Here is a 26983-nt window from a genome sequence, read left to right as displayed (position 1 = left end):
CCGGCCGGGCTTCGTCGGCCGTCCCGGCCCTTGCCTCCACGCCACCCTTCGCCAGCGGTTCTGTCGTCGTGCAGATCTACCTCCCCATAGCCGAGATGCCGGTGAACATGTTCATCATCTTCGGCATGGGCGGCGCCGTGGGCTTTCTTTCGGGCCTGTTCGGGGTGGGGGGCGGCTTCCTGCTGACACCGCTCCTGATCTTCTCGGGCATCTCGCCGGCCGTGGCGGTCGCCAGCACGACGGCGCAGGTCGTCGCCTCGTCCTCCTCGGCCGCGATCACCTACTATCGCCGCCGCATGATCGACATGAAGCTCGCCGGCGTGCTGGTCGCCTCCGGCGTGGTCGGCTCGTCGATCGGCGTCGGGATCTTCAGCCTGCTGCGCCGCTGGGGCCAGCTCGATCTCGTCATCGCGCTTTGCTACGTCACCTTCCTCGGTCTGGTCGGCGGCCTGATGCTGACGGAATCGATCCGCGCCATGATCAATGCGCGCAAGGGCCGCCCGGCGCTGCTACGCCGGCCCGGCCAGCACAATTGGGCGCATGGCCTGCCGTTCAAGATGCGCTTCAAGCGCTCCAAGCTCTATGTCAGCGTCATTCCGATCATCGCCATCGGCGTCGGAATCGGCATTCTGGGCTCGCTGCTCGGCATTGGCGGCGGCTTCATCCTCGTGCCAGCGCTGATCTATCTGCTGCGCGTGCCGACCAACATCGTCATCGGCACCTCGCTGATCCAGATGACGGGCACCATGGCCGTCGCCACCGTGCTGCAATCGACCAGCAACCACACGGTCGATGGCGTGCTGGCGCTGATCCTGATGGTGGGCGGCGTGATCGGCGCCCAGTTCGGCGCGCGGGTGGGCGCGCATGTGCGCGGCGACCAGCTACGCGCCATGCTGGCGCTGCTGGTGCTGGGCGTCGGCATCCGCTTCTTCGTCGATCTCGTGCAAACGCCGGCGGAACTGTTTTCGCTGGCGACGCTGGCGGGCGACACGCGGTGACGCGGTTCGCCGCCTGGTTCACCCTCTGCGCCCTCGCGCTGGCAGCGACGCCCGCGCGCGCCGAACAGCTGATTGTCGCGCTTTCGGCCGAGGAAGTCCGGATCACCTCCAACTTCACCGGCACGAGCATCACCGTCTTCGGCGCGATCGAGCGGGACGCTGCGACCGTCTCGCGGGCCGAGTTCTACGACGTCGTGGTTTCCGTCAAGGGACCGCCCGAGACCGTCGTCACCCGCCGCAAGGACCGCTTTGTCGGCGTCTGGCTCAACAGCGCGTCGCGCACCTTCGTCAACATTCCCTCGTTCTATGCGGTGAACGCGTCGCGGCCGCTATCCGAGGTGACCACGCCGCAGATCCTGAAACGCTTCCAGATAGGCGCCGACGACCTCGTCTTTCCCGTCTCGGCCGACGATGGAGCGCAGAGCGCTGGACAGGACGATGCGTTTCGCCAGGCCTTCGTTCGCCTGAAGCAGCAGGACGGGCTCTATCGCAGCGAGGCCTATGGGGTGAAATTCCCCGGCACGGAGATCTTCCAGACCGCCGTGCAGATCCCGGCCAATGTGCCGGTCGGACGCTATGTCGTGACGGTCTATCTGTTCCGCGACGGTGCGATGCTCGCCTCCGATCAGTCGGAGATCCGCATCTCCAAGATGGGCTTCGAGCAATTCACCTTCGACCTCGCCCACAATCAGGGCCTGATATACGGCCTGATCTGCGTCATCCTCGCCGTCTTCACCGGCTGGCTCGCTGGCGTCATCTTCCGCCGGGATTGAGCGGGTTCAAAGGCTCTCAGCCGCCCTTGCCGAGATTGAGCAGGCGGATAACGATCCAGATGGGGATGACGATCACCGCACCGAGCAGGAAATACTGCCAGATCCATTCGATCGCGCCGAAGCCCATGTTCCAGACGCGCCGGACCATCTGCTGGGCGTTGTGGACGATATCGTAGGGCGAGATGCCGAGCGCCGACAGCACGATGCCGACGATCAGGGAAATGACGATCAGCCGAAGCAGAACCTGGGCGGGCGAGCCGCCCATGAAGCGTTGAAGGCCGTTCATCGTCATCTCCTGTGACGCCGCCCCGACGTGGGGCCGGCGTTCGATTCGGCCGGATGATAGCGGATCCCTGCGGCGGGAAAACGGGCTAAAATGGTGGCCCGCGTTTCACCCCGCCTCGGGCTCGAGCAACGCCTCCAGCGTCTCGATCCGGTCGGCCTCGCGCGGCGGCTTGTCCCAGCGCAGCCGGCTGACGCGGGGAAAGCGCATCGCGACGCCCGACTTGTGCCGGGCCGACCGGTTCAGCCCCTCGAACGCGACTTCCAGCACCAGCCCGACATCGGCGTTGTGGGTTACCTCGCGCACCGGCCCGAAGCGGTTCAGCGTGTTGCGGCGGACAAAGCGATCGATCTCGACCAGTTCCTCGTCGGTGAAGCCGAAATAGGCCTTGCCCACCGGCACCAGCTCGTCGCCGCCCTCGCCCGCCTTCCAGACGCCAAAAGTGTAATCCGAATAGAAGGACGAGCGCTTGCCATGGCCGCGCTGCGCATACATCAGAACGGCGTCGACAGTGTAGGGATCGCGCTTCCACTTGAACCACGGACCTTTGGGCCGGCCCGGCTCGTAGACCGAGTCCCAGCGCTTCAGCATCAGCCCTTCGATGATGGGCACCGGCGGCAGGCTTCGCTTCGCCATCAGGTCTTCGGCCGAGTCAAAGGCAACCAGCGGCGACAGGTCGATGCGGCCGGCGAGCGAGCCGGCGACCAGGGTTTCGAGCCGCGTCCGCCGCTCGCGGAACGGCAGCGTTCGGAGATCGTCCGTGCCGTCGACCAGGCAATCATAGGCGCGGATGAAGGCCGGATGGCTGGCGATCAGCTTGCCGGAGACGGTCTTGCGGTTGAGCCGCTGCTGCAGTTCGGAGAAGGAGCCCGGCTCGATCGCCTCGCCCGCGCGCCGGCCGACCAGCAATTCGCCATCGATGGCGCCGTCGAAATCGAGCGCGTCGAGCATGTCGGGGAAGGTATCGCCGATATCCTCGCCGGTGCGGGTATAGAGCCGTCGCACGCCGGCATCCGACACGGCCTGGACGCGGATGCCGTCCCATTTCCACTCGGCCGCATAAACTTCCGGCACGATGCGCGGAAGATCGTTTTCCTCCAGCGGCTGCGCCAGCATGACCGGCCGGAACGGCCCGCGCGCCGAGGAGATCGGCTTTTCCTCCCGCCCCTCCAGCCAGGCGAACAGCGCCAGATAGGGCGGCTTCAGCCCGTGCCAGAGCTCCTCGATCTCGTTGACCTGCAGCCCCTCGATCTTCTCGGCGCCGAAATCGGCCAGCGCCTGCTTGGCAAGGCGAGCGGAGACGCCGATGCGCAGCCCGCCGGTGACGAGCTTCAGCAGCGCCCAGCGGCCGTCGGAATCGAGCGCGTCGAGAAACGCCGCCACCCGCTTCGGCCCATCGGCGCGCGACGAGGCGAGCAGCGTCTCGACGATCGCGGACAAAGACGGGATGTTGCTGCCGGTTTGCGGGGCGGGGCTGGCGCGCATCGTCGGGCCGCCGCGCTCGTCCCAGACCAGCGCGATCGTCTCGGCGAGATCGCCGACATAGTCGTAGGAAAAAGCGAACAGCACCTCGTCGATGCGCTCGGCGACCAGAGCTCGCAGCATGGCCGGCTTCACCGATGGCACGTCGAGTCCGCCGGTCAGCGCCGCCAGCGCCCAGCCGCGATCGGGATCGGGAGTGACCCGGAAATACTCCGCCATCAGCCGCAGCTTGGCATTGCGCGAGGGCGTCAGGATCAGGCGGTCGAGGAGGGCGGCAAAATCCTGCATGGCGCCAATCTAGGTTCTGCAACCGGCTGCGAAAAGCCCCCGCCCGGGCACGGGTTGCGATGATGCGGCCGAGCGCCTAAATATCGGCGGCTCGGCCTCGCGGCCGGGACTCGTTCTCAGGGCGGGGTGCAACTCCCCACCGGCGGTAAGAAGGTTTTCCTTCAAGCCCGCGAGCGCCTTTCCGTTCCAACGGGAAGGGTCAGCAGATTCGGTTGAATTCCGAAGCCGACGGTCATAGTCCGGATGGAAGAGAACGGCGAAGACGATGCGAACCGGCCGCTTGCGGCCGGCGCGTGCCTATTCGCTCATGCCCTGATTTCGTGTTGTCGAACCCGATGGGAACCAACATGAGTCAGTCTACCCTTACCAAACCTTCCGCTCTCGGAGCGCCCGTTGCGGGCGCCTTCTGGATGATCCTGGCCGGCGTCGCCTTTGCCGGCGTCAACACGCTCGAACAGATCGCCACCGTCACCCTGCACCTGCCGGCGCCGACGGCGGCCTTCCTGCAATATGCCGTCGCCCTCGTCGTCATCCTGCCGTGGGCGGCGCGACGCGGCCTGCCGTCGCTCAGATCCCGCCGTCCCGGCCTGCAGGCGTTGCGCGTTTTGTTCGCCGCCGTGGGCGTGCAGTTCTGGGTGATGGGGCTTTCGCACGCCGTGCCGATCGGCCAGGCGATCGCGCTGGTCATGACCTCGCCCTTCATCGTCACGCTCGGCGCCGGGCTGTTTCTGGGCGAAAAGGTCTCGCTGGAGCGCTGGCTCGCCGTTGTCGCCGGCTTTGCCGGCGGGCTGATCATCCTGGATCCGTTCTCCGCCAGTTTTACCACCGCCAGCCTTTATCCGCTGGTGGCGTCGGTGCTATGGGCCGGCGTCTCGCTGATCCAGAAGAAGCTGCTCGCCGAGGACAGCCCAGAAACCGTGACGGCCTGGCTTCTGCTGCTGCTCGCGCCGGTCAATCTGGTGCTGGCGCTGCCTTCCGGCATCGCCATTCCCTCCGGCGATGCCTGGATGGCGATCGTCGCGGTCGGTGTGCTCACCGCCGCCGCGCAGGGCTTTCTGGCGCTCGCCTATGCCAAGGCGGACGCCGCCTATGTGCAGCCCTTCGACCATGTGAAGCTGCCGCTCAACGTGCTCGCCGGCTGGCTCGTCTTCGGTTGGGTGCCGTCGAGCCAGCTCTGGCTCGGCGCGGCGCTGATCGTAGGCGCGTCAATGTTCCTGCTCTGGCGCGAAACGCGGCACTAGCTGGGGCAAACGCAGGCACTATTCTTCACCTCTCCCTGAGGGAAAGGCCGACGGCCAAAGGCCGGCGGGTGAGGGTTTACGGCCTCTCCGGATGGTTCCCTAAACCCTCACCCGGAGCTTCGCTCCGACCTCTCCCTCAGGGAGAGGTAAGAAACCAAGCCTACTCCGCCTCGTCCTCGTAGCCGACCATGTGGAGGGGGCGGGCGCGGATGCCGGCCAGTTCGCACCAGCGCACCAGCGCTTCCTCGCGGCCATGCGTGACCCAGACCTCGGCGGGAGCAATCTCGGCGATGGTCTCGGTCAGTTCGCCCCAGTCGCAATGATCCGAGATGATCAATGGCAGTTCTACGCCGCGCTGCTTGGCGCGTTGGCGGATCGACATCCACCCCGAGGCAAAGCACGAGACCGGATCGGGAAAGCGCCGCGCCCAGCGATCGGCGAAAGCGGAAGGGGGGCCCACTACCACGGCGCCGGCGAAATCGACCGCGTCCTTGGATTTTCGCCCGGTCTCGATGGTGGCTTGCTCCAACGGGCCTAGGTCGATGCCCTCTTCCTCATAGAGTCGGCAGAGCTTTTCCAGCGCGCCGTGGATATAGATCGTCCGGTCGTAGCCTTCCTCGCGCAGCCGCTTGATCACCCGCTGCGCCTTGCCCAGCGCATAGGCGCCGACAAGGTGCGCCCGCTCCGGAAAGGACTCGAGCGAGGCCAGCAGCTTGTGGATCTCGTGGCCGTCATCGGGATGGCGGAATACCGGCAGGCCGAAGGTCGCCTCGGTGATGAAGACGTCGCATTGCACCGGCTCGAACGGGGCGCAGGTCGGGTCGCGCCGGCGCTTATAGTCGCCGGACGCGACAATCCGCAGGCCCTTCGCCTCGACAGCGATCTGCGCCGAGCCCAGCACATGGCCGGCGGGGTGGAACTGCACGGTGACGTCGCCGATGCGCGTGACCTCGCCGAAATGCGCCACCGTCTGGCTGGTGGTGAAGCCCTCGCCATAACGCGCCGCCATGATCTTCAGCGTCTCGCGCGTCGCCATCACGGCCTGATGGCCGGGGCGGGCGTGGTCGGCATGGCCGTGCGTGATCAAGGCGCGCGCGACCGGGCGCACGGGGTCGATGTGGAACCCGCCGAGCGGGCACCAGAGACCATCGGGCGTCGGGCAGAGGAGTTCTTCGGGACGGATCATCTCCTTAGGATAGGGATGGAATTTGGCAATGAAAGCCCCTGCAGCCGATCTCGGAAGAGGACGATGGAGCGGATAAGCCTCAAAAACCCTTCCTCTCTTTGCGGTCCAAGACTCCATCCTCATCCTGAGGTGCCCGGCAGAGCCGGGCCTCGAAGGAGGATCCAGACGACACCGTTGGCGAAGGGATCTATTGGAACTCCAGTGAAAGAATGGCCTGCTCCGCTGGACCCTCCTTCGAGGCTTCGCTAACGCGAAGCGCCTCAGGATGATGGCGGAGGGCGTGGCTGCACGCGTTCGCGCCCGATGCTCAACACCCTCGACTTCCGCCCTCCCCGCTCCTACCTCTAGATCGTGACCGAAAGCCCCGACGCCGGATCCTCCCCAGACCTCCTGCCCGCCCCCTTTCTCGACTGGTTCGCCCGTCGCGGATGGGCGCCGCGGCCGCATCAGCTCGCCCTTCTCCAAAAAGCGCGCGAGGGGCATTCCGCGCTGCTGATCGCGCCGACCGGCGCCGGCAAGACTCTGGCCGGCTTCCTGCCCAGCCTCGTCGACCTGGCGACCCGGCCGCCCGCCGGCAAAGGCGGGCGCGGACCGCACACGCTGTACATCTCGCCTCTGAAGGCGCTCGCCGTCGACATTGCGCGCAATCTGGAAGCGCCGGTCGCCGAGATCGGCCTCAAGATCGCGATCGAGACCCGCACGGGCGATACGCCGGCGCACAAGCGCCAGCGCCAGAAACTGAAGCCGCCGGAAATCCTGCTGACGACGCCGGAGCAACTGGCGCTGCTGATTTCCAATCCCGATGCCGGCCGCTTTTTCGGCGATCTCGAGACCGTCATCTTCGACGAATTGCACGCGCTGGTGACGGCCAAGCGCGGCGACCTGCTTTCGCTCGGCCTCGCCCGGTTGCGCAAGCTGGCGCCGGGCCTGCGTGCTGTCGGCCTTTCAGCCACCGTCTCGGAGCCCGACGATCTGCGCGCCTGGCTGATGCCGCAGGCGCCGGAAACGGAACGGGTGCTGGCCGATCTCGTCACCGTCTCCGGCGGCGCCAAGCCCGAGATCACCATCCTCGACACGGAAGAGCGGCTGCCCTGGGCAGGCCACTCGGCCGTGCATGCGATCGGCGAAATCTACGAGGCCGTCCGCGCCAACAGCATGGTGCTGGTCTTCGTCAACACCCGCAGCCAGGCCGAACGGGTCTTCCAGGAGCTCTGGCAGGTCAACGAGGACGCGCTGCCGATCGCGCTGCATCACGGCTCGCTCGAAGTCGGCCAGCGCCGTAAGGTCGAGACGGCGATGGCGGCCGGCAGCCTGCGCTGCGTCGTCTGCACCTCCACGCTGGACCTCGGCATCGACTGGGGCGATGTCGACCTCGTCATCAACATCGGCGCACCCAAGGGCGCCAGCCGTCTGGCGCAGCGCATCGGCCGCGCCAACCACCGCATGGACGAGCCCTCGCGCGCCCTGCTGGTGCCGGCCAACCGCTTCGAGGTGATGGAATGCACCGTGGCGCTGGAGGCGAGCACGTCCGGCGCGCAGGATACGCCCCGACTGAAGGCTGGTTCGCTGGACGTGCTGGCGCAGCATGTGCTGGGCATGGCCTGCGCGGCGCCGTTTTCGGTCGAGGCGCTGCATGACGAAGTCACCTCGGCCGCGCCCTACACGGAACTGCCGCGCGAGATCTTCGAGCAGGTGATCGATTTCGTCGCCACGGGCGGCTATGCGCTGCGCAATTATGAGCGCTTCGCCAAGATCCGGCGCGGACCGGACGACCTCTGGCGGATTTCAAACCCCGCGGTTGCCCAGCAGTACCGGCTGAATGTCGGCACCATTGTGGAGTCCCCCATGCTGAAGGTTCGCCTGGCCTCGCGCAGGCGCGGCGGGCCGCTCGGCATGGGCGGCCGGGTGCTCGGCGAGGTCGAGGAGAATTTCGCCGAAGCCCTTTCGCCGGGCGACACCTTCCTGTTTTCCGGCCTGGTGCTGCGCCTGGAAGGCATCCGTGACAATGAGGCGATCGTCAGCCGCACGGTGAACGAGGCGCCCAAGGTGCCCTCCTACCAGGGCGGCAAGTTCCCGCTCTCGACCTACCTCGCCGATGGGGTGCGCGGCCTGCTCGCCGACGAATCCGCCTGGGGCCGGCTGCCGCACCAGGTCTCGGACTGGCTCGCCCTGCAGCAATGGGCGTCCGTCCTGCCGAAGCGGGACGAGCTGCTAGTCGAGACGTTTCCGAGGGGAAATCGCTTCTACATGGTCGCCTACCCGTTCGAGGGACGGCTGGCGCACCAGACGCTGGGCATGCTGCTGACACGGCGGCTGGAGCGGGCGAAGCTGAAGCCCATGGGCTTTGTGGCTTCCGATTATGCGCTGGCGGTCTGGGGGCTCGGCGACATGGGCGCGGCCTTCGCCAAGCAGAAGCCTTCGGTCGGCGACCTGTTCGACCAGGATATGCTCGGCGACGATCTCGACGCCTGGCTGGCGGAAAGCCATCTGCTCAAGCGGACCTTTCGCAACTGCGCGCTGATCTCCGGCCTGATCGAGCGCCGCCACCCCGGCAAGGAGAAGTCCGGCCGCCAGGTGACGATCTCGACCGACCTGATCTACGACGTACTGCGCTCGCACGAGCCCGACCACATCCTGCTGCAGGCGACCTGGGCCGATGCCGCGACCGGCCTGCTCGACGTGCGCCGCCTTTCCGACATGCTGGCGCGGGTGAAGGACCATATCCGCCACCAGCCACTCGACCGCGTCTCGCCGCTCGCCGTGCCTGTCATGCTGGATATCGGCCGGGAGCCCGTCGCCGGCCAGGCCAACGAGGAAATCCTGCGCGAGAATGCGGACGATCTGGTTCGCGAAGCCATTGGCGAGATGACCGAGGCGCCAGCCGAAGTGGAGTGAGGTTTCCGCCGGCTCCCTGCCCTTACCGTCATCCTCGCCTTTGCCATCTCGATCCGCTGCGGCGATCGGAATCAGGGCTTCGGGGTGTTCGCCGCGTCTTCGAATGCTAAACTCGACGTGAATCGGATGCGTCGGGCGAGATTCCCGGAGACGAAGGCTGGAATGCAGAGCGAGGCAGTGGCGCGAAACGAGACGGAAACGACGCAGCCGGGCCTTTCGGTCGCCTCCGTGTCGCTGATCCCGCTCGTCGAGGGCGCCCTCTGGTGGCCGGAGGAGCGGACCCTCGTCGTCGCCGACCTGCATCTCGAAAAAGGTTCGTCCTTCGCGCGGCGCGGCCAGATGCTGCCGCCCTATGACACGATGGCGACACTGCAGCGGCTCGCCGCGATCCTCGCCCGCCTGTCGCCTTCCCGCGTCATCGCGCTTGGCGACAGCTTTCATGACCGCAGCGCCGGCGACCGGCTGAACGCCGCCGACCGCGCCTCGCTGCGCGCCATGACTGCCGCCGCCGAATGGATCTGGATCGCCGGCAACCACGACCCCGACCCGCCGCGCGGCCTCGGCGGCTGGGCGACGAGCGAGCTTTCGATCGGCCCCCTCACCTTCCGCCATGAGCCTCGTCCGGGCGCGCAGCCGGGCGAGATCGCCGGCCACCTGCATCCCTCCGCCCGGCTCGTCGGCCGCGGCCGTTCGATCCGCCGCCGCTGCTTCGCCGCCGATGGCCGCCGCCTGGTCCTGCCGGCCTTTGGCGCGCTGGCCGGCGGCCTCAACGTCCTCGACGCGGCGTTCCGGCCGCTCTTCGAGGGCCGCGCCTTCCACGCCTGGATGCTGGGCGACGCCGTCCACGCCATCGCCGGCCATCGCCTGGTCGACGGCTAGCCTTCCCGATCTGCCAAGAGAAAGTCCCACGCCGCCCCCTCCGCCTGGCCGCGCCCTTCTACGTTCCTTCCGCGACGGCCCCAGTGCACCAGATGGCCCCGGCAACCGCTGCCGGTCGCACCTGACGCCCTTGAATACCCCTGAAAGGAAACCGCGATGCGCCGCCTGGCCCTGATCCTGCCTGTCCTGATGGCCGCCCTGCCGGGTTCTGCGCTCGCGGCCGACCCCGGCCTTGCCGCCAGCCTGAAGGAACTCGACGCCACGACGCGCCTGATCCAGGTCTGCGACATCGCCGTGATGGACAAGACCTCGAGCCGCAAGGACGGCGTCACCGATCGCGCCTTCATCGACATGCTGCACCGTCCGGAGATCGAGGGGGATGTCGCCGTGGGCGATGGCGGCGCCTTTCGCCGCAAGGGCGAATGGTACGAGTTTTCCTATCGCTGCGCCGTCACGCCGGACCATATGCAAACAACGAAGCTGAGCGTGAACAGCATCCGGCACGTGCCGCATTCCGAATGGGAAGCGAAGAACTTCTATCCCTGACCGGCCAAGCCCGTCCGGCCCGTGTATGGTGCCGGCGATTGTCCCTGCAACAATGGAAACGCCGCTTGATACCCTGGGTCCGGCTCGACACGGCAACCATTCCCGGCGCCAGCGGCGAACTGCGGCTGATGCAGCGGGGCGCCGAATTCTCGATCATGATCGGCTCGAACGAGCTGATGAACAGCCGGCTGAGCGGCTCGGAAGAGGCGCTCGCCTCCCTGTCGGCCGCGAAGATCGCGGGTCGGCCCGGGGCCAGCGTGCTGATCGGTGGCCTCGGCATGGGCTTCACGCTACGTGCCGCGCTAGCCGAGTTCGCCCCCGACGCAGCGATCACCGTGGCGGAGCTGGTGCCGGCGGTCGTCGCCTGGGCGCGCGGCCCGATGCAGCCGGTGTTCGGCGATTGCCTCGACGATCCCCGCGTCACCATCCACGAGGGCGATGTCGGCCCGCTGATCCTCGCCGGCCGCAAGGGTTTCGACGCGATCCTGCTCGATGTCGACAATGGTCCGGAAGGGCTGACGCGCGAGTCGAATGACGGGCTCTACACGATGCGCGGCCTTGGGGCCGCCTTTGCCGCGCTGCGTCCCGGCGGCGTGCTCGCCGTCTGGTCGTCTGGCCCGAACGCCGCCTTCACCCAAAGGCTGAACAAGGCCGGCTTCGCCGTCGAAGAGGTCAAGGTCAAGGCCCATCGCGGCCGCAGCGGCGCCAAGCACGTCATCTGGATCGCCGTCCGGCGCGATTGATCAGGCTTGCCGCAGCCGGGATCGCGGCGCTGCCAGCAGCCTCGGCGGCCGGGGCGGCGGGGCCTGAGGGATCTTGGCGGCCATCGCCTGGGCGGGCGGTTGCTGGCCGTGATGCCGGGTCTTTTCCCAGTGATGCGGCGCGACGATCAGCTGGAAGAAGGCGCGATAGCAGGCGAGCGACAGCAGCAGCCAGTAGCCCGGCAGGAAGGGCAGCACGCCCGGCTGCCGCTTCTTGCGCCTCAGCCGCAGCGTGGCGCGCGACAGCATTCCGAACGCGACATAGCCGGCAACGAAATTGAACACGTTCAGGAAGATCACCGCGGCCGCCAGCGGGCTGCCGGACCGCCAGATGATCGTCGGATCGATCACCAGCGCCACCGCCGAGGCGATATAGACCGGGTGGATCGCCGCCGCGACCAGCGTTCCGAAGCCGGTCAGCACGAAGCCGAGCATCCGTCGCGTGCCGATGCCGCGCCATAGCTGGATCGGGTGGCGGGTATGGACCAGGGACGTCTGCATCCACCCCTTGAGCCAGCGCGTCCGCTGCTTCAGCCAGAGCCGCATCGTGCGCGGCGCTTCCTCATAGGTCGGCCGCGTGATCGTGGCGGAACGATAGCCGCAGCGCACGAAGCGTATGCCGAGATCGGCGTCCTCCGTCACATTGTACGGATCCCAGCCGCCGACCGCGCGCAGCGCCTCGATGCGGAAATGGTTCGACGTGCCGCCGAGCGGCAAGGGCATGTCGAGCGCCGCCAATGTCGGCAGCACACCGTCGAACTGCATGGAATATTCCATGGCGAAGAAGGCGGTCAGGCCGTTGACGTCGTCATTGTCGATCAGCAGCGGCGCCTGGATGCAGGCGAGGCGCTCGTCCCCCGCCTTGAAGGCGAGGTAGGCCTCCAGCAACTGGCCGGGATCGGGCCGGTCCTCGGCGTCATAGACGGTGACGAAGCGCCCGCGCGCTAGCGGCAGGGCGAAATCGAGCGCCTTCGGCTTGGTGCGCGGGGCGCGGTCCGGTACCACCAGGATCTCGAAATGCGGGCCGAGATCGAGACGGTCGAGCGCCCGCTTCGTCGAGCGGTCGCGCGCCTCGACGATGAACTTGATGTCGAGCCGGTCCTTCGGCCAATCGAGCCGGTCGAGCGCCCGGGCCAGGTCGGCCACCATATGCGCCTCGTCATAGAGCGGCACGAGGACGCTGTAGACCGGCAGGCGCGACCGGTCGACCTCGATCGAGGGCGGCGGGCGGAAGGTGCGCTCGAGCGCGACGCTGATCGAGAGCAGGCGCAGCATGACCAGCGCCAGGAACAGCAGGCCGGCGGCGATGTTGAAGATCTGCACGACCAGCCAGCCGGTCTGCCACAGCGCCAGCGCCACCAAAGCCAGGAACACCAGGCCTGCCAGCGACTGGGCCGGCGTCAGCAGGCGACGGGCCGACCAGTCCGGATGGTTTCGAGCAAGTTCGGACACCGCCTCCTCGACCAGTTGCGGCGCAGCCGCCTCTGTGAGGCAGCGCCGGATCGCCGCGGGCGTGGTGACCGTCAGCCGCGCCGCCAGTTCGGGCTTGCGGGCGAGCGCCTCCGCCAGCCTGTCCGCATCCTGCGGACGGGGCGCGATCACTAGGCGGCGCGACCCGCCATCGTCGAGCATGGCGACACGGCCGGCGCGAATGCCCGCCGCGAGGCGTTGCACGTCACCGACGCCACCCTCGTGCGGCACCACGGTTTCAAAATTCTTCTTCGGCGCGAGATCGAAGGGAAGCCCGAGGCGTGCGGCCAGAACCGCATAGCGCAGCGGCTCGTCCGGCGGCTCCCCGCCCGGCGGATTCCACCCATAGCCCATTGGCTCCCCCGCCACGCCTATCCGGGCAGCCCATTGTCCGGGTTCGTGCCCATCGACAATTCGTCTATAGTCGCGCACGCGCCATTCTCGTGGCTTACGTAACGGCAACCAGAACGCAGAGTGATACAGGCATGCGACGGCATTTGGCAAGCATCGCAATCTGGACGAGCATCGCGATGCTGGCGGGCCTGATGGCGACCGTCGGCGGGACGAAGGCCCAGGATGCGGCGGCGACGCTGGCGGCCGGCCCCGCGCCTGCCGTCGCCATTCCCAACCTGTGGGACCCCAACCGCCGTCTCGATCGGCCGGCCACGACCGCGCTGACCGGCATCCGCTTCACCACGACCGACGATTTCCCGCCCTTCAACTTTACCGGCCCGGACGGCAAGCTGACGGGCTTCAACGTCGATCTCGCCCGCGCCATCTGCCGCGAACTGAGCGTGCCCTGCACGATCCAGGCACGCCCCTGGGACGGCCTGGTCGAGACCATTGCCGCGGGCCGCGTCGACGCCGCGCTGGCCGGCATCGCCATCACGCCGGAAAACCGGGCGAAGCTGGATTTTTCCGACGTCTATCTCCGCCCGGTCGCGCGCTTCGCCGGCCGCAAGGGCGAAACCGCCGCGCGGCTCAACGCCGAGGGGCTGGCCGGCCGCAAGATCGCTGTCACCAAGGGCAGTTCCCACGAGGCCTATCTCGCCGCCTTCTTCCCGGCGAGCACGCGGGTGGCCGTCGAGACGCCAAGCGCGGCCGAGGAAGCGCTGAAGGCGGGAAGCGTCGACCTCGTCTTCGGCGACGGGGTGCAGTTGGCCTTCTGGCTGCAATCCGAACCGGCGGCGGGCTGCTGCGATTTCGTCGGCGGCGCCTATGTCGAGCCGCACTTCTTCGGCCAGGGCCTGGCGATCGCGCTGCCGCCCAACCGCAACGACCTGCGCCTCGCGGTCAACTGGGCGCTCGACAGCCTCTATGACAAGGGCGTCTTCGCCGAGCTCTATCTGCGCTATTTCCCGGTCGGATATTTTTGAGGGCGGACGAGTTCCTGCGGGGGCCCGGGAGATCTCTCACCTCTCACGGAGGCCTAGATCTCGATTTCAACATCCTGAGGAGGCTTGCGGAGCAAGCCCTCTCGAAGGACGCACAGCCTAAGGGCAGATCTTGATCCCGCCGCCGCTGCGTGCTTCGAGACGGCCCTCCGGGCCTCCTCAGCATGTTGAGGGTGGTGTTAGCGACGATCTCCCTTAGGGGGAGTTGAAGTCTTTGCCTCAGATCGTGCGGTGCCGGGCGCGGGCGCCGCGTTCGATGGCCGCGGCCGTCAGCGAATCCACGTCGAGCACGTCGCGCAGCAGTTCGAGGAAGCGCAGCTCTTCCTGCTCGACATGCAGGTCGGCCGCCGCGACCTCTACGGCGAGCGCATAGGCCGTCTCATGCAGCTTCTTGGGCAGCGAGGTGGCGATCGTCGCCAGCACGGCGTGCAGGCCGTCCTCTTCCTGGGTGATGGCGGCGCAGTCCTCGGCGATCTTGATCAGCCGGTCGGTATCGAAACCGCCGAAGATCGGCAGCGTGTTCACGACATCGCCGATCTTGCGCAGTTCGCGATCCGTCATCTGCTTGTCGACCGCCGAAAGCGTCACCATCGCATAGATCAGAGCCTCCTGCGGGGAGACCGTGCTGCCGGTGGGCTTGTCCATGTCGAAACGCTCCTAAGGCGGACGGTTGCCGTCCAGAATTGACGGTCCTTAGGGTAGGATCTCTTGCGTCGCCATTCAACAGGCCGGCATGGCATCGCCAAGGCCGATCTCGCGGGCGGACCATTGACGCGGCGCGGGCCGCTGCCTAGGGTCCGCGCCCACGCGCGCCGTCTCGCGCGCGTTTCCCCAGAAGAGGTTTTCGATGTCGACCGGTACGCTCCCAGTTCTCGATCTTGCGCCCGAACTCGTTCAGGCTGCGCAGGTTTCGAAAGCGTGGCCGTTCGAGGAAGCGCGACGGATCGTCGAGCGGCTGAAGCGGCAGGGACGTCCGGACGGCCCGGTGCTGTTCGAGACCGGCTACGGCCCCTCGGGCCTGCCGCATATCGGCACGTTCGGCGAAGTTGCCCGCACGACCATGGTGCGCAATGCCTTCCGCCTCCTGACCGAAGACAAGATCCCGACCCGGCTGCTCTGCTTCTCAGACGATCTGGACGGCCTGCGCAAGGTGCCGACCAACGTTCCGAACCAGGAGATGATGCAGGCCTTTATCGGCAAGCCGCTGACCCGCGTGCCGGACCCGTTCTCGAACGAATATCCCTCGTTCGGCGCGGCCAACAACGCCCGCCTGCGCGCCTTCCTGGATGGCTTCGGCTTCGCCTACGAATTCGCCAGTGCGACCGACTACTACACCTCCGGCCGCTTCGACCACGCGCTGCTGCGCATGCTCGAGGTCTATGACGAGGTGATGGAAATCATCCTGCCGACGCTCGGCCCTGATCGTCGCGCCACCTATTCGCCCTTCCTGCCGATCTCGCCCACCACCGGCGTCGTGCTGCAGGTGCCGATGGTCGACCGCAATGTCGAGAAGGGCACGATCACCTATATCGACCCCGACACGAACGAGCGCGTCGAGGTGCCGGTCACCGGCGGCGCGGTCAAGTGCCAGTGGAAGGCCGACTGGGCGATGCGCTGGTTCGCACTCGGCGTCGATTATGAAATGAGCGGCAAGGACCTGATCGACAGCGTCAAGCTCTCGACCCGGATCTGCCGGGCGCTTGGCGGCGAGCCGCCGGAAAGCTTCACCTACGAGCATTTCCTCGCCGAGAACGGCGAGAAGATCTCGAAGTCGAAGGGCAACGGCCTGACGATCGAGCAGTGGCTGACCTATGCCGACAATGACAGCTTGGCGCTCTACATGTATTCGAAGCCGAAGACGGCGAAGCGCCTTTCCTTCGAGGTGATCCCGCGCACGGTCGACGAATATTTCGGCTTCGTCGACGCCTATCCGCGCCAGCCGGTCGAGCAGCAGCTGGGCAATCCCGCCTGGCACATCCATTCCGGCCACCCGCCGGCGGAAGCCTCGCCGATCCCCTTTGCCATGCTGCTGAACCTCGTCAGCGTCTCGGACGCTACCGACAAGGGCGTGCTCTGGGCCTATATCTCGCGCTACATGCCGCATCTGACGGCCGCGACGCATGAGAAGCTCGACCGCCTCGCCGGCTATGCGATCCGCTACTTCAACGACGTGCTGAAGTCCGGCAAGCATTATGTCGTGCCGGAAGGCGCCATCCGCGAGGCGCTCATCGCCCTCGACGCGGCGCTGGCCGAACTGCCGGCGGGCTCCACGGCAGACGAGATCCAGACCATCGTCTTCGATATCGGCCGGAAGTATTTCCCCGACCCGAACAAGAAGGGTCCGGACGGCAATCCGCCGGGCGTCTCGCTCGACTGGTTCCGCGGTCTCTACCAGGTGCTGCTCGGCCAGGATCAGGGTCCGCGCTTCGGCTCCTTCGTGGCGATCTACGGCATTCCGGAGACGCGCGACCGCATCGCCAAGGCGCTCAAGGGCGAACTCGCGGCCGCCTGAAGCGCCAACGACCCATCGCGATCCGATACTTTTGACCGGATCGTGATGGGTTGTGCATCGCCACCGACGCAACGATTGCCATAGTCAGTCTTTGCCGTTCGGGAGCGATTGCCATGACCTTGTTGAGAATCCTTGTCCTCGCAGTCCTGTTCAGCCCGGCGGGCCTCGCCTTGGCGGACGAACAGGGCTTTCTGAACCGCTTCACCGGCGACTGGTCGGGCAGCGGCGCGGTTCGGCGCAATGCGCAATCGCCCGTCTTCAACGCCCGGTGCACGGTCGCCGGCGACCACGCCGCCAACAGCATGTCGATTGGCGGCATCTGCCGGGGCGCCATCATCGTCTCGCGCGATATCAGCGCCAATGTCCGCTACAACGCCGCCACCGGGCGCTACACGGGCACCTATGTCGGCGCACGCGCCGGGCCGGCGGCGATTTCCGGCAAGCGCAATGGCGACCGCGTCAATTTCACCATGGTGTGGCCGAAGCCGGTCAATGGCAGCACCAAGGCGCGGATGACGATCGTCAATGACGGCAAAGGCCTGCTGCGCATCCAGGTCGTCAGCCAGCCCGATCCAAACGGTCCGACAACGACGCTGTCAGACCTGACGTTTCGAAAGAACTGAGCGGCCTACATCAAGCCTCCCCGGCGGGGACCTTCGCGCAACGCGATGATTGGCTTGCAGGACTCGATCTCCAACATCCTGAGGAGGCTTGCGGAGCAAGCCGTCTCGAAGGACGCACGACGCTAGGGCAGGTCGTGGTGTCGACACCGCTCTGCGTGCTTCGAGACGGCCCGTTGGGCCTCCTCAGCATGTTGAGGATGGGGTTCCGCGACGATCTTGCTCAGGAGAGCTACCCCGCAAACGCCGCCGCAGCATGGTGCAACAAAGCGTGGCGGCGGGCGATCGGCTCGACGTCGGCGCCATATCCGCCGCCGATCACTCCGGCCAGCGGAATGCCCCGGCTGCGCACCGCCTCGATCACGCGCCGGTCGCGCTCCGCCAGCCCGGCATCGGACAGCGACAGGCGGCCGAGCCTGTCCTCCTCATGCGGATCGACGCCGGCATTGTAGAAGACGATATCCGGATGGGTGCGATCCAGCAGCGGCGCCAATATGCCGTCGAGCGCCGCGAGATAGGCGCGGTCGTCGGTCCCGTCGGCGAGGCCGATGTCGATTGTCGAGGCGCGCTTGCGGACCGGATAGTTCTTCTCGCCATGCAGCGACAGCGTGGTCACAGTGGCGTCGGCGGCGAAGATCTCGGCGGTGCCGTCGCCCTGGTGCACGTCGCAATCCACCACCAGCGCCGTGCCGATCATCCCCTCCGCCATCAGCACGCGGATCGCCACGGCGACGTCGTTGAAGGTGCAGAAGCCGGCACCCTGGTCGCTCCGCGCATGATGGCTGCCGCCAGCCGTGTTGCAGGCAAGTCCGTGCGCCAGCGCCAGCCGCGCCGCCAGGATGGTGCCGCCCGTGGCGGCGGCGGCGCGTCGCACCACCGTCTCGTTCATCGGCAGGCCGATCTCGCGTTCGATCGCGGGCGGCACGGCCAGAGCCAGCACCGCCTCGACGTAGGACTGGTCATGCGCCAGCGACAATTGCGCCGAGGTCGCGGGCTCCGGCACGACGAAGCCCGCCGGCGCGAGCCCGTCGGCTGCCACGATCTCCGCCAGGCGGCGGTATTTCTGCATGGGGAAGCGATGGTCGGCCGGGATCTCGGCGGTATAGGCGGGATGGTGGACGATGGGTGGGAGCATGCGCCGAACATAGGGCCTCGCAACGAGCGCGTCGACGCCGGCCGGAGAAGCCGCTATCGCTTTTCAGGCCCCACCACAGCCGCGCGCGCCCCGATTCCATGACCGCCATCCGCCCTTTCGAAGTCACCCATCGCGGCATCCTGGCGATCGCCGTGCCGATGACGCTCGCCTATCTCTCGACGCCGCTGCTCGGCCTTGTCGGCATGGGCGTGATCGGCCGGCTGGGCGACGCCGCCCTGCTCGGTGCCGTGGCGCTGGGCGCGGTCATCTTCGACTTCGTCTTCGCCACCTTCAATTTCCTGCGCAGTGGCACGACGGGACTGGTCGCCCAGGCGCTCGGGGCCGATGACCGCACCGAGATCCAGGCGACCTTCTTCCGCGCGCTGATCGTCGCCTTCGGCATCGGCCTGGTCGTGATCCTCCTCTCCGGGCCGATCCTATCGGTCGCGCTGGCAGCGCTCGGCGGCAGTCCGGCGGTGCAGGCCGCGACGTCCGAATATTATTCGATCCGCGTGTTCTCGACGCCCTTCGCCCTCGCCAACTACGTCATGCTGGGCTGGCTGATCGGTCTCGGCCGCTCGACCCTCGGCCTGTTCCTGCAGACCTTCCTGAACGGCCTCAACATCGTGCTCAACATCGCCTTCGTGCTGGGCCTTGGCTGGGGGATCGCGGGCTCGGCCTGGGGCACGACGCTGGGCGAGGCGGTGACCGCCATTCTGGGCCTCGCCATCGTGATGCGCCGGCTCGACCGCGCGCACCGGCCTTCGATGGCGCGGATCCTCGACCGCACGCAGATCCTGCGCATGGTCGCAGTCAATCGCGACATCATGATCCGCTCCTTCGCGCTGCTGTTCGCCTTCGGCTTCTTCGCCTCGCGCGGCGCCAAGATGGGCGATGTCGTGCTCGCCGCGAACGCGATCCTGATGAACTTCTTCCTCGTCGGCGGCTATTTCCTCGACGGCTTCGCGGCAGCGGCCGAGCAATATGCCGGCCGCGCCATCGGCGCGCGCTACAAGCCCGCCTTCCTGCGCTCGATGAAGCTGACCCTGGGCTGGGGCTATGTGCTGGCGACGATCGCCGCGCTCTGCTTCTGGTTCGGCGGCCCGTATCTGATCGACGCCATGACGGTGAACCCCGAGGTGCGCGAAACGGCCCGCCACTACCTGTTCTGGACGGCGCTGACGCCGCTTGCCGGCGTGCTCGCCTTCGAGATGGACGGCGTGTTCATCGGCGCGACCTGGTCGGACGACATGCGCAACATGATGCTGCTGTCGCTCGTCCTCTATCTCGCCGTGTGGGCCGTGGCGGAGCCGCTCTGGGGCGCGCATGGCCTGTGGCTGGCCATGCTCGTCTTCCTGTCGGCGCGCGGATTCACCCTGCTCTGGCGATGCCGTGTCCGCACCAAGGTCGCCTTCGCCGGATCATGACGGCGAGAAGCGGGCATAGCCCTTGACGAGGATCGGCCCCGTCGGCTTGCCCGTCGGCGAGCCGGGGCTCGGCTCCAGCGTGATCTCGTAGAGCTGCCCCTCATGCGGCAGCGGCAGGTCCGGTCCCTGCAGACGTGTCGTCGCCTGCCGCGGCAGCGTGCCGAGCGAGACCGGCCCCGTCTCGCGGTCGGGCAGCGTCCAGACCTGCAGGATCTTGCCTTCCGGCACGGTGAAGGCGCGCAGCGGCCGCAGCGTGACGCTGTCATCGGCATAGGCCTGCACGATCGCGCCGGGCATCGAATCCGTCTCGTTGAGCAGGACCGCGACGGCGACCGGCTCGCGCGGCGCGCCAAGGCGCGTGCCCGCAAGGTAGCCAACGCCCAAGGCCAGGACGAGGCTGGCGGCAAGGGCCGCCGGCACCCAGCGCCGCCGGGCCCGCGCCGCTTCCAGGCTTACGATGGTCTCGGCGCGGACCGGGCCAAGCTGCGCCATGCCGGCGGTGCGCGCCTCGATCGCCTTCCACATGCCGCGCGGGATGGCGGCGGGCGTCACGGTGTCGTCCAGCGCCTGCATCGATTGCGCCAACCGGTCGACCATCGACGCCAGTTCCGCATCGGCCTGCATCGCCACTTCGAAATCGTCGCGCTCGCGGCCTTCCATCTGGCCGAGCACATAGCGCCCGGCGCGGGCCATCTGGTCCTGGCGGCTCATGACAGGCACTCCTGCAAGGCGATGACGCCGCGCCGGATCCAGGATTTCACCGTGCCGAGCGGCGCCTTCATCGTCGCGGCGACCTCGCCATGGTCGAGCCCGGTGACGTAGCAGAGCAGGATCGCCTGGCGCTTGGGCTCGTCGAGCGCGCCAAGGCAGGATTTGAGCGCGTCGCGGTCGGAAAGCTGGTTCAGCGCCGCCATCGCGTCGCAGGCGCGGTCACCAATGGCGGCGACATCCTCGGCGTCGTGGAATTCGAGGCGGGCATCGTTGCGGATCAGGTTGAGGGCGCGGTTGCGCACGATGGTCGTCAGCCAGGCTCGGGCCGAACCCCGCTGCGGATCGAAGCGAGCCGCCGATTGCCAGGCCGAGACGAAGCCGTCCTGCACCGCCTCCTCCGCCAGATCCTGCCGCCGGACGATGCGGCGCGCGATGGCGATCAGCCGGCCTGCCTCCGCCTCGAACAGCGCGGCAAAGGCGGCGCGGTCGCCGCGCGCCATGGCGAGCATCCATCCGTCCGGTGTCTGATCCAGCATCGGCTCCTGCGGCATGGCGTGGGCGGTCATTCCCTTCATACACATGGCGGCGGCATCGCGATGCAGGATCGAGAATTATTTTCGTCCGCTGCATCCAGCGGCCGGGCTGGTGGGTAACGGACCTGCAGGGCTGCGACCCGCAGTCGTTCCAAAGGAGATGATCGTGCCCAAGAACCAGACCGCCATCCACCAGACCGCCATCCGCCTCGCCGCCACCGCCTTCGTCAGCGTCGCCGGGCTCTCCGCCGCCGCGGCCGCCCCCGCCATAGGCCTCTCCGGCGACAAGACACTGGTGATGTTCGATACCGAGACGCGCAAGGTCACCGGCTCCATGGACGTCGCCGGCGTCGACAAGCTGCATGGCATCGACGTGCGCCCGGCCGACCAGATGCTTTATGGGGTCGCCTCGGATGGCCGCATTGTCACGATCGACCCGGCCTCCGGCAAGGCGACCGACAAGAGTAAGCTGTCGCAGATGCTGCCCGATGGCGTCTCGGCGATCGTCGATTTCAATCCCGCTGCCGACCGCCTGCGCCTGATGGGTACGGACGGCACCAATCTCCGCGTCAATGTCGATGACGGCAAGGTGACGGTCGACGGCTCGCTCGCCTATGAGGCCGGGGATATGCATGAAGGCGAGAAGCCGGCGATCGTTGCCGCCGCCTATACCAACTCCGTCGGCAAGCCGGAAAAGACGGCGATGTTCGACATCGACGCCACCATCGTCGCGCTGATCCAGCAGACCAAGCCGAATGACGGCACGCTGAAGGCGATCGGCAAGCTGAAGATCGACGGAGCGCCGAGCTACGCCTTCGACATCCTTTCGACTGGGGATCTGGTCAATACGGCCTATCTGGTCGCGGGCGATACGCTCTATACGGTCGATCTCGCCAGCGGCGAAGCCAAGGCATCGGGCAAGCTGGAAGGCCTGACGGGCACGCTGCGCGACATCGCCATCCTGCCATAAGCGGGACCCAACCTTACGCAAGACGAGGCAAGGGTTTTAGCGAGCCCTTGCCGAATAGCGGCGGAACGGTCAGGCCGTTTCGCTCGCCCACTTTTCCGTCTCGATGCCGACGGCCTCGGCGATCGAGGGGATGCCGCGGCGGTCGAGGATGCGCGACAGCCCGGCCAGCATGGCGGCGGGCAGGCCGGGGCCGCCATAGACGAAGCCCGAATAGAGCTGCACCAGGTCGGCGCCGGCCGCGATCTTGGCGAAGGCGGTCTCCGCCGACTCGATGCCGCCGACGCCGATCAGCGGCAGGTCCGGGCCGACCAGCTTGCGGAAGCGGGCGAGCTGGATCGTCGACAGGCGGAACAGCGGCCGGCCGGAAAGGCCGCCGGCTTCCTTCGCCGTCGCCCCATCGATCAGCTTCGGCCTGGAGATCGTCGTGTTGGAGACGATGACGCCATCGATTCCGCGCGCCAACGCCACATCGGCGACGTCGGCGAGCCCCGCCTCGTCCATGTCGGGCGCGATCTTGAGCAGCACCGGCACGCGCCGGGATTGCCTGTCTCGCGCCTCGAGCACGCGGGAAAGCAACTCGTCGAGCGCGCCACGCGCCTGCAGGTCGCGCAGGCCGGGCGTGTTGGGCGACGAGACGTTGACGGTGAAATAGGAGGCGAGGTCGGAGAAGGTCTCGATCCCCGCGACATAGTCTGCGATGCGATCCGTGGCATCCTTGTTGGCGCCGATATTGACGCCGACGATCCCACTCTTGCCGCGCCGCGCCTCGAGCCGGCGCCGCGCCGCCGCATGGCCTTCATTGTTGAAGCCGAGGCGGTTGATCACGCCATGGTCCTCGACGAGGCGGAACATTCGCGGCTTGGGATTGCCAGGCTGGGCCAGCGGCGTCACGGTGCCGATCTCGACGAAGCCGAAGCCCATCGCCAGCAGCGGATCCGGCACCTCGGCATTCTTGTCGAGGCCTGCCGCGATACCGATGGGATTGGGAAAATCCAGCCCGAACAGTTTTCGCGCAAGGCGCGGATCACGGTCCGGGCGGACCGACGGGTGCAGCCCCGACGACAGCACCTTGATCGAAAGGCCATGCGCCAGTTCCGGATCGATCCGGAAGAGCAGCGGCCGGACGAGGCTGCCGAACGCGCTCATGCGGCGAGCTCGGGGAAAATGTGCTGGCCATCCGTGCCGACCGGCAGCGCCTTGGTCCAGAGCACGGCGGAGAAATCGAGCGGGCCGTAGAGATGCGGGAACAGCGCGCCGCCGCGCGAAGGCTCCCATTTCAGCTTGTCGCCGAGCTTCTCGCCATCGACGGCGACCAGCAGCAGGTTGGTCTGGCCGTGGAAATATTTGTCGGCCGTCTCGCGCGCCTGCTCGGCGGTCGAGAAGTGGATGTAGCCATCGGCGTGGTCGATCGGCGCGCCGGTGAAGACGCCCGCGTCCTTAGCCTCGCTCCAAAGGGTGTCTGGTGCGATCTTGAAGATGATGGTCATGTGGAATCCTTGAGAAGCTGGCCGCAAACTAGTCACGCGGCCGCGCCGGAACAAGGGCCGCCTTGCCGCAAGCCGCAAAATGCCGAATGGGCGGCTGGACAGGTCTGGCGCGCGGGGATAAAGCTGTTGGAAAGGGATATATTCCTTTCCGTGGCCTTCCAGGCGCGGGACGACGCGGGCGTGGGCCCGCATTCGCAGAGGTGTCCGCCATGTTGTCGCACGAGCGGATCTGGGCGGCGATCGATCGCCTTGCCGCCCGCAACGCCCTGACGACCTCCGGCCTTGCGCGCAAGGCCGGGCTCGACCCGACAACCTTCAACCGTTCCAAGCGGATCGCTGGCGACGGCCGGTTGCGCTGGCCCTCGACCGAGAGCATCTCCAAGATCCTCGACGCCACCGGCGAACCGCTTGACGGCTTCATGGAACTGATCGCGGCCAGGCGAACCACGCCGCCCGAGCAAGCCGGCCCCTTCCGCCATGTGCCACTGCTCGGCTTCGCACAGGCCGGCGCAGGCGGCTATTTCGACGATGGCGGTTTCCCGGTCGGCCAGGGCTGGGACGAGGTCGCGATTCCGCAGACCAACGCCACCGAAGGCGTCTATGCGCTCGAGGTCTCGGGCGAATCGATGATGCCGCTCTATCGCGCCGGCGACATCATCATCGTTTCGCCGACGGCGACCTGCCGGCCGGGCGACCGCGTTGTCGTGCGTACGCAGGGCGGCGAGGTCATGGCCAAGGTGCTGGCGCGCCGGACGGCCAAGGTCGTCGAACTCATCTCCCTCAATCCCGAGCATCCCAATCGCGAGATCGCCGCGCGCGAGATCGAATGGATGGCGCGGATCATTTGGGCGAGCCAGTGAGGACGGCGCTCGCCGTGCTATGTCTCGCCGCGATGCTTGGACTCGCCTTCATCGTCACCTCCCAGATCGGCGGCCTCGACCGAAAGGAACTTGCGGGGCTAATGGGCGCGCCCGCTCCGGGAACGGTTTCGGCCGCGAAGGAGGAGCCAGACCCGACGAACGCCCACCCTACCGACGGTCAGACGCTCGACGACGACGAGCCTCTCAGCGCCGCCACGCCGGCGTCTCCGGCGATGCCGCCGCCCCAGCCGCAAACGGTCAGCGAGACCACCCCGGAACCGCCCCCGCTGGAACCGGCCGAGCCTGTCGCGCGCGCGACCCGAAATGTCACCGCGCCGGGCATGACCCCCGCCCCTTCGGGAAGCGGCCCGCTCGAACGCGAGACTCAGCCGAAAAAGGCGACGACGCCGCCGCGCTGGAAAGCCTATGCGCCGGTGGTGGTGGAGGAAGCCGGGCTGCTCGATATCGGCCCGCGCAAGGTGCGGCTCGCCGGGATCAACACGCCCACCGCCGACCGGCTCTGCAGCCCGCCCGCCAGCGATGGCACGGAGGCCAGGGTGGCCTGCTCTCATCTGGCGCTGGTGGCTCTCCGCCGGCGGATTCGCGCGTTTGGCGTCGAATGCCGGATTTCCGCCGACGAGACAGCCGATCCGGTCGTTGCGTCATGCCGCATCGGCCCGACCGACCTAGCCCTCTGGCTGGTCGAACAGGGCTGGGCGCAGGCGGCGAAGCAAGCGCCCGAGGGCTATGTCGCCGCCGAGAAGGAGGCGCGCTGTGCCAGGCGTGGTGTGTGGCGTGAAGTCGAGACGCCGCCCGATTGCCTGCAGAACTAGCGAGGCTTGCGGCTGCGCAAGCCGGTCACGCCGAGCTTGGCAAGGGAGTTAATTGCTGGAGATAGGATGCCGTTCCGGCCCTCAGCACCGGAAGCCGGAAATACAGCTTGAATCAGGCTCAGACCTTACGGGCCGGCTTGGCCAGGGTCTGCTTGCCGTCGGAGGGCTGCAGGCATTCCGGGGCGATATAGGGCCAGGACTGGATCTCGCAGCCCTTGCGACCGCCCACCGAAGCCTTGTCGAACAGCGTCAGCGCAGTCGGATCCTTGGCGCCGCTCGTGCGGCTGATGGCTTGTCCGCCATAGACCGTGACGCCGAACGCGACGAGCGCCGCGGTGGTGATCAGACTGATGGTAGTGCGCGTGGTGACTGCTGTCATTTTCGATCTGCGTCGCGTTAGACGCCCCCTGTTTCCCGTTGCAGGCCCAACGCCCGCTGTCGTGAGTTCGTTCCACCATGACGGCAGGGAACCGTCAGTGATGGCCATCACAAACTGAGGGATATCAGGCGCAAACACGGCCATCGCGCCAAGGCGGGCGGCGGGGGTTTTCCTTTTCAAGAAATGCAGCCGCAGCAACACTCCATTTTCTTGATCAAACTACTCGTCATTCTGTCCAATGGAGCTCCAGGACGCGCCTCGTCCCCACCCGCAACCGCCTGCGCCTCGGAGACTCGCCATGCTCACACGTCGTCATTTCGAACTTCTGGCCGGCACCGGCCTGGTCGGCCTCGCTGCCACGACCCTCGCGGGACGCACCGCCTCGGCTGAAACGGCCAAGACGCTGCGTATCGGCTACCAGAAGGCGGGGCTGCTCGCCGTCGCGCGGCGCGAGACATCGATCGAGAAGCGGCTCGCGGCCGATGGTGTTGCTGTCACCTGGGTGGAATTCGCCGCCGGGCCGCCGCTGCTGGAGGCGCTCAATGTCCGCGCCATCGATTTCGGCTGGACCGGCGACGCCCCGCCGATCTTCGCGCAGGCCGCCGGCGCCAATCTCGTCTATGTCGGCGCCGCCCCCTCCAACGGCAAGGGCGAGGCAATCATCGTCAAGGATGGCTCGCCGGTGAAGGCGGTCGCCGACCTCAAGGGCAAGAAGATCGCCGTCACCAAGGGCTCCAGCGCGCACAACCTTCTGGTCGCGGCCCTCGAAAAGGCCGGCATCGCCTTTGCAGACATCACCCCGGTGTACCTCTCGCCCGCCGACGCCGCCGCTGCCTTTGCCAGCGACAGTGTCGATGCCTGGTCGATCTGGGATCCCTTCCTGGCGTTGGCCGAGGCGCGCCAGCCGGTTCGCCTGCTGACGACGACGGCCGATACCATCGCGGTCAACACCTACCTGCTCGCCAACAAGACCTTCGCCGGCGCCAATCCCGCTATCGTGACCAAGACCATCGCGGGCCTCGGCGACACCGCCGACTGGGCCAACGCCCATCGTAGCGACGTGGCCGCGGCGCTGACGGAGATCACCGGCGTGCCGAGCGGCCCGCAGACCGTCGCGGTCGAGCGCGCCGTCTACGGCATCCTGCCGCTGACCGACGAGATCATCGCCGGCCAGCAGGTGACCGCCGACCGTTTCTTCAAACTCGGCCTGATCCCCAAGCCAATCACCGTCTCCGACGCCGTCTGGAGCGCGCCGAAGGCTTGATGGAGCGTGCTTCGAGACGGCCTGACCGGCCGCGTCTCGGACCACGCCCCCATGAA

Annotated in this window: 26 protein-coding genes and 1 riboswitch; of the genes, 15 read left to right on the top strand and 11 right to left on the bottom strand. The window is 67.3% G+C overall.

Features of this window, described 5'->3' with window-relative positions; genetic code table 11:
- Window positions 1-68: 68 nt before the first annotated feature.
- Window positions 69-998: a sulfite exporter TauE/SafE family protein gene (locus tag ACHMWQ_RS07280; RefSeq protein WP_396306919.1), complete on the top strand. Its 930-nt coding sequence runs from the start codon at window positions 69-71 to the stop codon at window positions 996-998.
- On the top strand, window positions 995-1771 hold the full coding sequence (locus tag ACHMWQ_RS07275) for a TIGR02186 family protein (protein ID WP_354551935.1): 777 nt from the start codon (window positions 995-997) through the stop codon (window positions 1769-1771). The genes ACHMWQ_RS07280 and ACHMWQ_RS07275 overlap by 4 nt, the downstream gene beginning before the upstream one ends.
- Before the next feature lie 16 nt (window positions 1772-1787).
- On the opposite strand, the gene ACHMWQ_RS07270 is transcribed toward ACHMWQ_RS07275, so the two are convergent.
- Together ACHMWQ_RS07270 and ACHMWQ_RS07265 are read right to left on the bottom strand one after the other, a co-directional pair.
- Window positions 1788-2057 carry a DUF6460 domain-containing protein gene (locus ACHMWQ_RS07270; protein WP_396306918.1) on the bottom strand — a complete coding sequence of 90 codons (270 nt, stop codon included), beginning with the start codon at window positions 2055-2057 and terminating at the stop codon, window positions 1788-1790.
- A 105-nt stretch (window positions 2058-2162) separates the two neighbouring features.
- Window positions 2163-3824, bottom strand: a complete 1662-nt coding sequence (locus tag ACHMWQ_RS07265) for a cisplatin damage response ATP-dependent DNA ligase (RefSeq protein WP_396306917.1) — start codon at window positions 3822-3824, stop codon at window positions 2163-2165.
- A gap of 108 nt (window positions 3825-3932) precedes the next feature.
- Window positions 3933-4083, top strand: a riboswitch (FMN riboswitch).
- A gap of 88 nt (window positions 4084-4171) precedes the next feature.
- Between ACHMWQ_RS07265 and ACHMWQ_RS07260 the strand changes: the two genes are divergently transcribed.
- On the top strand, window positions 4172-5065 hold the full coding sequence (locus tag ACHMWQ_RS07260; RefSeq protein WP_396306916.1) for a DMT family transporter: 894 nt from the start codon (window positions 4172-4174) through the stop codon (window positions 5063-5065).
- A 160-nt stretch (window positions 5066-5225) separates the two neighbouring features.
- On the opposite strand, the gene ACHMWQ_RS07255 is transcribed toward ACHMWQ_RS07260, so the two are convergent.
- Window positions 5226-6248: a ligase-associated DNA damage response exonuclease gene (locus ACHMWQ_RS07255; RefSeq protein ID WP_396309411.1), complete on the bottom strand. Its 1023-nt coding sequence runs from the start codon at window positions 6246-6248 to the stop codon at window positions 5226-5228.
- A 354-nt stretch (window positions 6249-6602) separates the two neighbouring features.
- Between ACHMWQ_RS07255 and ACHMWQ_RS07250 the strand changes: the two genes are divergently transcribed.
- From ACHMWQ_RS07250 to ACHMWQ_RS07235, 4 genes are all read left to right on the top strand, one after another.
- On the top strand, window positions 6603-9146 hold the full coding sequence (locus ACHMWQ_RS07250) for a ligase-associated DNA damage response DEXH box helicase (protein WP_396306915.1): 2544 nt from the start codon (window positions 6603-6605) through the stop codon (window positions 9144-9146).
- A 162-nt stretch (window positions 9147-9308) separates the two neighbouring features.
- Window positions 9309-10025, top strand: coding sequence for a ligase-associated DNA damage response endonuclease PdeM (gene pdeM, locus ACHMWQ_RS07245; protein WP_396306914.1), 717 nt, complete (start codon window positions 9309-9311; stop codon window positions 10023-10025).
- A 156-nt stretch (window positions 10026-10181) separates the two neighbouring features.
- On the top strand, window positions 10182-10571 hold the full coding sequence (locus ACHMWQ_RS07240; protein WP_396306913.1) for a DUF930 domain-containing protein: 390 nt from the start codon (window positions 10182-10184) through the stop codon (window positions 10569-10571).
- Window positions 10572-10636: 65 nt separating this feature from the next.
- Window positions 10637-11314, top strand: a complete 678-nt coding sequence (locus ACHMWQ_RS07235) for a spermidine synthase (protein ID WP_396306912.1) — start codon at window positions 10637-10639, stop codon at window positions 11312-11314.
- Here ACHMWQ_RS07235 and ACHMWQ_RS07230 read toward each other — a convergent pair whose 3' ends face one another.
- Window positions 11315-13156 carry a glycosyltransferase family 2 protein gene (locus ACHMWQ_RS07230; RefSeq protein WP_396306911.1) on the bottom strand — a complete coding sequence of 614 codons (1842 nt, stop codon included), beginning with the start codon at window positions 13154-13156 and terminating at the stop codon, window positions 11315-11317.
- Window positions 13157-13299: 143 nt separating this feature from the next.
- Here ACHMWQ_RS07230 and ACHMWQ_RS07225 point away from each other — a divergent pair, with 143 nt between their 5' ends.
- Window positions 13300-14178, top strand: a complete 879-nt coding sequence (locus ACHMWQ_RS07225; protein WP_396306910.1) for a transporter substrate-binding domain-containing protein — start codon at window positions 13300-13302, stop codon at window positions 14176-14178.
- A gap of 237 nt (window positions 14179-14415) precedes the next feature.
- Here ACHMWQ_RS07225 and ACHMWQ_RS07220 read toward each other — a convergent pair whose 3' ends face one another.
- Window positions 14416-14841, bottom strand: coding sequence for a tellurite resistance TerB family protein (locus tag ACHMWQ_RS07220; RefSeq protein WP_396306909.1), 426 nt, complete (start codon window positions 14839-14841; stop codon window positions 14416-14418).
- 202 nt (window positions 14842-15043) lie between these two features.
- On the opposite strand from ACHMWQ_RS07220, the gene ACHMWQ_RS07215 reads away from it, so the two are divergent.
- On the top strand, window positions 15044-16708 hold the full coding sequence (locus ACHMWQ_RS07215) for a lysine--tRNA ligase (RefSeq protein WP_396306908.1): 1665 nt from the start codon (window positions 15044-15046) through the stop codon (window positions 16706-16708).
- A 113-nt stretch (window positions 16709-16821) separates the two neighbouring features.
- Window positions 16822-17331, top strand: coding sequence for a hypothetical protein (locus ACHMWQ_RS07210; protein ID WP_354551913.1), 510 nt, complete (start codon window positions 16822-16824; stop codon window positions 17329-17331).
- A gap of 229 nt (window positions 17332-17560) precedes the next feature.
- Here the strand turns inward: ACHMWQ_RS07210 and ACHMWQ_RS07205 are convergent, their stop codons facing one another.
- On the bottom strand, window positions 17561-18463 hold the full coding sequence (locus ACHMWQ_RS07205) for a histone deacetylase (RefSeq protein ID WP_396306907.1): 903 nt from the start codon (window positions 18461-18463) through the stop codon (window positions 17561-17563).
- Window positions 18464-18561: 98 nt separating this feature from the next.
- On the opposite strand from ACHMWQ_RS07205, the gene ACHMWQ_RS07200 reads away from it, so the two are divergent.
- Entirely contained in the window at window positions 18562-19890 is a 1329-nt protein-coding gene (locus tag ACHMWQ_RS07200; protein ID WP_396306906.1) for an MATE family efflux transporter, read from the top strand.
- Here ACHMWQ_RS07200 and ACHMWQ_RS07195 read toward each other — a convergent pair.
- The gene (locus ACHMWQ_RS07195; RefSeq protein WP_396306905.1) at window positions 19885-20601 is read right to left on the bottom strand and encodes an anti-sigma factor domain-containing protein; all 717 of its coding nucleotides are present in this window, start codon (window positions 20599-20601) and stop codon (window positions 19885-19887) included. The genes ACHMWQ_RS07200 and ACHMWQ_RS07195 overlap by 6 nt on opposite strands.
- Window positions 20598-21167, bottom strand: a complete 570-nt coding sequence (locus ACHMWQ_RS07190) for a sigma-70 family RNA polymerase sigma factor (RefSeq protein ID WP_396306904.1) — start codon at window positions 21165-21167, stop codon at window positions 20598-20600. Before ACHMWQ_RS07190 ends, ACHMWQ_RS07195 begins: the two co-directional genes overlap by 4 nt.
- A gap of 133 nt (window positions 21168-21300) precedes the next feature.
- Between ACHMWQ_RS07190 and ACHMWQ_RS07185 the strand changes: the two genes are divergently transcribed.
- A complete protein-coding gene (locus ACHMWQ_RS07185) occupies window positions 21301-22104 on the top strand; it encodes a DUF4394 domain-containing protein (RefSeq protein WP_396306903.1) in 804 nt (267 codons plus the stop codon).
- A gap of 69 nt (window positions 22105-22173) precedes the next feature.
- On the opposite strand, the gene ACHMWQ_RS07180 is transcribed toward ACHMWQ_RS07185, so the two are convergent.
- Both ACHMWQ_RS07180 and ACHMWQ_RS07175 read right to left on the bottom strand, forming a co-directional pair.
- Window positions 22174-23250 (bottom strand): quinone-dependent dihydroorotate dehydrogenase, encoded by a 1077-nt coding sequence (locus ACHMWQ_RS07180; protein WP_396306902.1) that lies wholly within the window; start codon window positions 23248-23250, stop codon window positions 22174-22176.
- On the bottom strand, window positions 23247-23591 hold the full coding sequence (locus ACHMWQ_RS07175) for a DUF952 domain-containing protein (RefSeq protein WP_396306901.1): 345 nt from the start codon (window positions 23589-23591) through the stop codon (window positions 23247-23249). The genes ACHMWQ_RS07180 and ACHMWQ_RS07175 overlap by 4 nt, the downstream gene beginning before the upstream one ends.
- Before the next feature lie 209 nt (window positions 23592-23800).
- Here ACHMWQ_RS07175 and ACHMWQ_RS07170 point away from each other — a divergent pair, with 209 nt between their 5' ends.
- Window positions 23801-24451 (top strand): helix-turn-helix transcriptional regulator, encoded by a 651-nt coding sequence (locus ACHMWQ_RS07170; RefSeq protein WP_396306900.1) that lies wholly within the window; start codon window positions 23801-23803, stop codon window positions 24449-24451.
- Window positions 24418-25284, top strand: a complete 867-nt coding sequence (locus ACHMWQ_RS07165; protein ID WP_396306899.1) for a hypothetical protein — start codon at window positions 24418-24420, stop codon at window positions 25282-25284. Before ACHMWQ_RS07170 ends, ACHMWQ_RS07165 begins: the two co-directional genes overlap by 34 nt.
- Before the next feature lie 118 nt (window positions 25285-25402).
- Here the strand turns inward: ACHMWQ_RS07165 and ACHMWQ_RS07160 are convergent, their stop codons facing one another.
- Window positions 25403-25663 carry a hypothetical protein gene (locus ACHMWQ_RS07160; RefSeq protein ID WP_354551897.1) on the bottom strand — a complete coding sequence of 87 codons (261 nt, stop codon included), beginning with the start codon at window positions 25661-25663 and terminating at the stop codon, window positions 25403-25405.
- A gap of 298 nt (window positions 25664-25961) precedes the next feature.
- On the opposite strand from ACHMWQ_RS07160, the gene ACHMWQ_RS07155 reads away from it, so the two are divergent.
- A complete protein-coding gene (locus tag ACHMWQ_RS07155) occupies window positions 25962-26927 on the top strand; it encodes an aliphatic sulfonate ABC transporter substrate-binding protein (protein WP_396306898.1) in 966 nt (321 codons plus the stop codon).
- Window positions 26928-26983: the final 56 nt, after the last annotated feature.

The organism is Kaistia sp. UC242_56 (assembly GCF_044452255.1).
Lineage (GTDB): Bacteria > Pseudomonadota > Alphaproteobacteria > Rhizobiales > Kaistiaceae > Kaistia > Kaistia defluvii_A.
This window is presented reverse-complemented; position numbering and strand designations above follow the sequence as displayed.

What these genes read in the sequence shown, in the direction of transcription:
- ACHMWQ_RS07270 (WP_396306918.1), bottom strand. Translation starts at nt 2,057, where the DNA reads ATGAACGGCCTTCAACGCTTCATGGGCGGCTCGCCCGCCCAGGTTCTG.
- ACHMWQ_RS07265 (WP_396306917.1), bottom strand. Translation starts at nt 3,824, where the DNA reads ATGCAGGATTTTGCCGCCCTCCTCGACCGCCTGATCCTGACGCCCTCG.
- ACHMWQ_RS07260 (WP_396306916.1), top strand. Translation starts at nt 4,172, where the DNA reads ATGAGTCAGTCTACCCTTACCAAACCTTCCGCTCTCGGAGCGCCCGTT.
- pdeM (WP_396306914.1), top strand. Translation starts at nt 9,309, where the DNA reads ATGCAGAGCGAGGCAGTGGCGCGAAACGAGACGGAAACGACGCAGCCG.
- ACHMWQ_RS07240 (WP_396306913.1), top strand. Translation starts at nt 10,182, where the DNA reads ATGCGCCGCCTGGCCCTGATCCTGCCTGTCCTGATGGCCGCCCTGCCG.
- ACHMWQ_RS07230 (WP_396306911.1), bottom strand. Translation starts at nt 13,156, where the DNA reads ATGGGCTATGGGTGGAATCCGCCGGGCGGGGAGCCGCCGGACGAGCCG.
- ACHMWQ_RS07220 (WP_396306909.1), bottom strand. Translation starts at nt 14,841, where the DNA reads ATGGACAAGCCCACCGGCAGCACGGTCTCCCCGCAGGAGGCTCTGATC.
- ACHMWQ_RS07215 (WP_396306908.1), top strand. Translation starts at nt 15,044, where the DNA reads ATGTCGACCGGTACGCTCCCAGTTCTCGATCTTGCGCCCGAACTCGTT.
- ACHMWQ_RS07210 (WP_354551913.1), top strand. Translation starts at nt 16,822, where the DNA reads ATGACCTTGTTGAGAATCCTTGTCCTCGCAGTCCTGTTCAGCCCGGCG.
- ACHMWQ_RS07205 (WP_396306907.1), bottom strand. Translation starts at nt 18,463, where the DNA reads ATGCTCCCACCCATCGTCCACCATCCCGCCTATACCGCCGAGATCCCG.
- ACHMWQ_RS07200 (WP_396306906.1), top strand. Translation starts at nt 18,562, where the DNA reads ATGACCGCCATCCGCCCTTTCGAAGTCACCCATCGCGGCATCCTGGCG.
- ACHMWQ_RS07195 (WP_396306905.1), bottom strand. Translation starts at nt 20,601, where the DNA reads ATGAGCCGCCAGGACCAGATGGCCCGCGCCGGGCGCTATGTGCTCGGC.
- ACHMWQ_RS07190 (WP_396306904.1), bottom strand. Translation starts at nt 21,167, where the DNA reads ATGACCGCCCACGCCATGCCGCAGGAGCCGATGCTGGATCAGACACCG.
- ACHMWQ_RS07180 (WP_396306902.1), bottom strand. Translation starts at nt 23,250, where the DNA reads ATGAGCGCGTTCGGCAGCCTCGTCCGGCCGCTGCTCTTCCGGATCGAT.
- ACHMWQ_RS07175 (WP_396306901.1), bottom strand. Translation starts at nt 23,591, where the DNA reads ATGACCATCATCTTCAAGATCGCACCAGACACCCTTTGGAGCGAGGCT.
- ACHMWQ_RS07170 (WP_396306900.1), top strand. Translation starts at nt 23,801, where the DNA reads ATGTTGTCGCACGAGCGGATCTGGGCGGCGATCGATCGCCTTGCCGCC.
- ACHMWQ_RS07165 (WP_396306899.1), top strand. Translation starts at nt 24,418, where the DNA reads ATGGATGGCGCGGATCATTTGGGCGAGCCAGTGAGGACGGCGCTCGCC.
- ACHMWQ_RS07160 (WP_354551897.1), bottom strand. Translation starts at nt 25,663, where the DNA reads ATGACAGCAGTCACCACGCGCACTACCATCAGTCTGATCACCACCGCG.
- ACHMWQ_RS07155 (WP_396306898.1), top strand. Translation starts at nt 25,962, where the DNA reads ATGCTCACACGTCGTCATTTCGAACTTCTGGCCGGCACCGGCCTGGTC.